The organism is Vibrio sp. 03_296, from assembly GCF_002265885.1.
On the sequence record NZ_NPKW01000028.1, the window covers coordinates 1 to 2,569 of the forward strand.

Below are 2,569 nucleotides of genomic sequence, written 5' to 3' on the forward strand. Positions count from 1 at the left end.
GGACGCATACTTAACCCCAGAATTTGTTATACATGCATACGAACAGGCTGACGTATTTCAAGAACAGTTGCTGAACAAGTTTGATATATCGCTCTTTGAAACCTTGACCTCAAGTCGAGGTACAATAACCAGAGTACATGAACAAGCAATTTAAGAGGGATTCATCAACGCTTGGCACTTTGTCTTCTACTTCTAGTTTTTGTGTTTATGGCACAATGTTTAGGGTTGGGTGGAGGCGTTGTTCACCCCTTAATTGGGCGTTATGCTTAATCAAGTAAAATCAGTGGTTTATGGTTTTTCTCTGTTCCCTCAGCTTTTCAGTTTTGTGTTTGTCGGCAAGTTGGCTTTTTTGAGCGCTGTTTTTCGGACACTTATTCTTTGGCGCTAGAAAATCAGAGAGTTGCCTCATTCAATTTTCGGGCAAGCGCGAGGTTAGGGCGGTTGGCTCAATCAGAGATTTGATCTTAGGTTTTTTCGTTTTAGCTGCCAAATTTCAAAGTCTGATTTTCAAAATCATGAGTCATTTCAGTTTTTTGGTTTTTGGCTTTTGTTTGTGAATCAAAGTCGAGTTAATCTTGTTTTTAGTAAAACGTAAGCCATTGAAGCTTAAGCATAACAAGGCGTTTAAGCGGGATTCATGCCGCGTGGCATTTTTGGTTTGCAGTGAGTTTTGGTGGTGAAAGTGGTCTGCAGAAACTTAGTTTATGCGGCATTCACCCCTTAACGCGGCGTTATGTGTATTTGTGGATAATCTAAAGAGGAGTTTTTAATGGGATTTTTTGATTTCTATAATCTCAAAGATGCTTTTAATGATGTAACTGATGAACCAGATACCTCTGGTAAAATGACCAAATCAGCTACTTTGGTTGGTAAAACGTTGTTCAATGTGGGTTTGGCCGCTGGAAAAGTATCAATTGCAGTGGCAAAAGAAGTACCTGGTGCTCTTTTAAAGAAATCGGAACGCGAGTTAAAGAGAACAGATATCAGCGACAATGAGCGTCAAAAGTGGGCTGATATCAAATCTAAAGCAGAAAATCTAAATGATAAAATTAAGGAGAAACAATGAGCGGTGCGATAAAACTTCCTCATACTTGCCCAAAATGTAAAGTAACCACAGCCAAAACTCATAAAGAGCTTACGGAGTTGTTCGGGTTACGGAGTACAACCCCAGATACAGCGACAAACCAAAGCTGGTGCAAAAAATGCCGTTAGTGCAGTGTGCTAAATACTCATAACAAACTGTTTAAGAGTGATTCGCAACGCATGGCATTTTCACTATGCGTTGCGTTTAGTGTTTAAGGTAGTATGCGGCGGCTTTGGTATTGCGTTGCTCACACCTTAACAGGGCGTTATGTTTAGTCACGTAAAATCAGTTGGTTGCATCTTTTCTTTGCTTTCTCAGCTTTCTAATTTTGGTCTTGTCGGCAAGTTATGTTTAGTGGTCGCTGTTTTCTGGACTCCAATTCGTGGGCGCTAAAAATTCAGAGAGTTGCCTCATTGAATTCCAGAGTGTAGGCGAGGTGAGTGAAGTGATTTTGATTTCAAAGTTAGAGCCCCATCTTTTCGATTTCTCACGTTAAAACTCAAAGTCGGCCAATCAAAATTATGAGTTAATTCAGCTTTTTAGCTTCTAACTTTGGTTTTCAAAGATAAGTCGAGTTAAGCTCTTGGTATCGCAAAACTTAACCCTTTGAGTCTTAAACATAACAAGGCGTTTAAGCGGGATTCATGCCGCGTGGCATTTTTGGTTTGCAGTGAGTTTTGGTGGTGAAAGTGGTCTGCGGCAGCTTGGTTTATGCGGCATTCACCCCTTAACGCAGCGTTAGCTTTTCAAGGGAAGTTGCATATGGAATATGCTGAAGAATATACAAAAAAAGAGAAAGTTATTCGACTTTCAGTATTCATTCTTTTGGCCTTGGCGGTAGTTGCCTTTAATAATCTTTGGCTTTTGCCGTTAGTTACTGATTTCGGGGAACAGCCTCACTGCTATGAACTTTTTGGGTTAAATGGTGCTGATTATGTGTGGCATTTAATGTTTATTGGTTTGCCAGTTTCGCTTTTTATAGTGGTTTTGTTTATGCTGCCGCGTGGGATTTCAGGGCTAAAGGAGGGGCGCTTTCCTCCAAAGTCAATGAAAGTTTATAAGCCGACAGTTGTCAAACGAGGTGCAATCGCATATCTCAAGTCAGGTGCCCATATTCTGTTTCCAGTTATAACCTTATTATTTGCTATATGGGGGTATCATCAAGTTGACATAATGCCACCACTTGATAAACAAAAATTAAGCCTTCATGTGTGCCAAAGCTAACAAGAGACTATGGCGTCAATAGTTAATTTTTGGCGCTATCTGCCATTCCACATACAGCCATCTCTAAGCATTGAATTTAGAATAACTACCATCTTTCTGACGCAGGCAATGAGCGCTACTTTTTTGGGTTTTCCAGCAGCCAAAAGTCGTTGATATGTTTCTTTAAATACAGGGTTACATTGCATCGCTGACATCATGGCCATGTATAAAACAGTCCTTACTTGCATCCGTCCACCTTTGATCATTCTCTTGCCTTTGAAA

Annotated in this window: 4 protein-coding genes and 1 pseudogene; 4 read left to right on the top strand and 1 reads right to left on the bottom strand. The window is 40.3% G+C overall.

From position 1 onward, the window contains the following. The first annotated feature begins 612 nt into the window (after positions 1 to 612). The 4 genes from CIK04_RS02055 (at position 613) to CIK04_RS02075 (ending at position 2,308) form a co-directional block, all read left to right on the top strand. Positions 613 to 756, top strand: a complete 144-nt coding sequence (locus CIK04_RS02055) for a DUF3265 domain-containing protein (protein ID WP_128824582.1) — start codon at positions 613 to 615, stop codon at positions 754 to 756. Positions 757 to 769: 13 nt separating this feature from the next. Beyond that, a complete protein-coding gene (locus CIK04_RS02060) occupies positions 770 to 1,066 on the top strand; it encodes a hypothetical protein (protein ID WP_128824581.1) in 297 nt (98 codons plus the stop codon). A 637-nt stretch (positions 1,067 to 1,703) separates the two neighbouring features. After that, a complete protein-coding gene (locus CIK04_RS35440; protein ID WP_103195070.1) occupies positions 1,704 to 1,826 on the top strand; it encodes a DUF3265 domain-containing protein in 123 nt (40 codons plus the stop codon). Between the two features lie 20 nt (positions 1,827 to 1,846). Beyond that, positions 1,847 to 2,308 (top strand): hypothetical protein, encoded by a 462-nt coding sequence (locus CIK04_RS02075; protein WP_080540792.1) that lies wholly within the window; start codon positions 1,847 to 1,849, stop codon positions 2,306 to 2,308. 22 nt (positions 2,309 to 2,330) lie between these two features. Here CIK04_RS02075 and CIK04_RS02080 read toward each other — a convergent pair. After that, positions 2,331 to 2,569 (bottom strand): annotated as a pseudogene (locus CIK04_RS02080) (transposase); the annotation flags it as partial.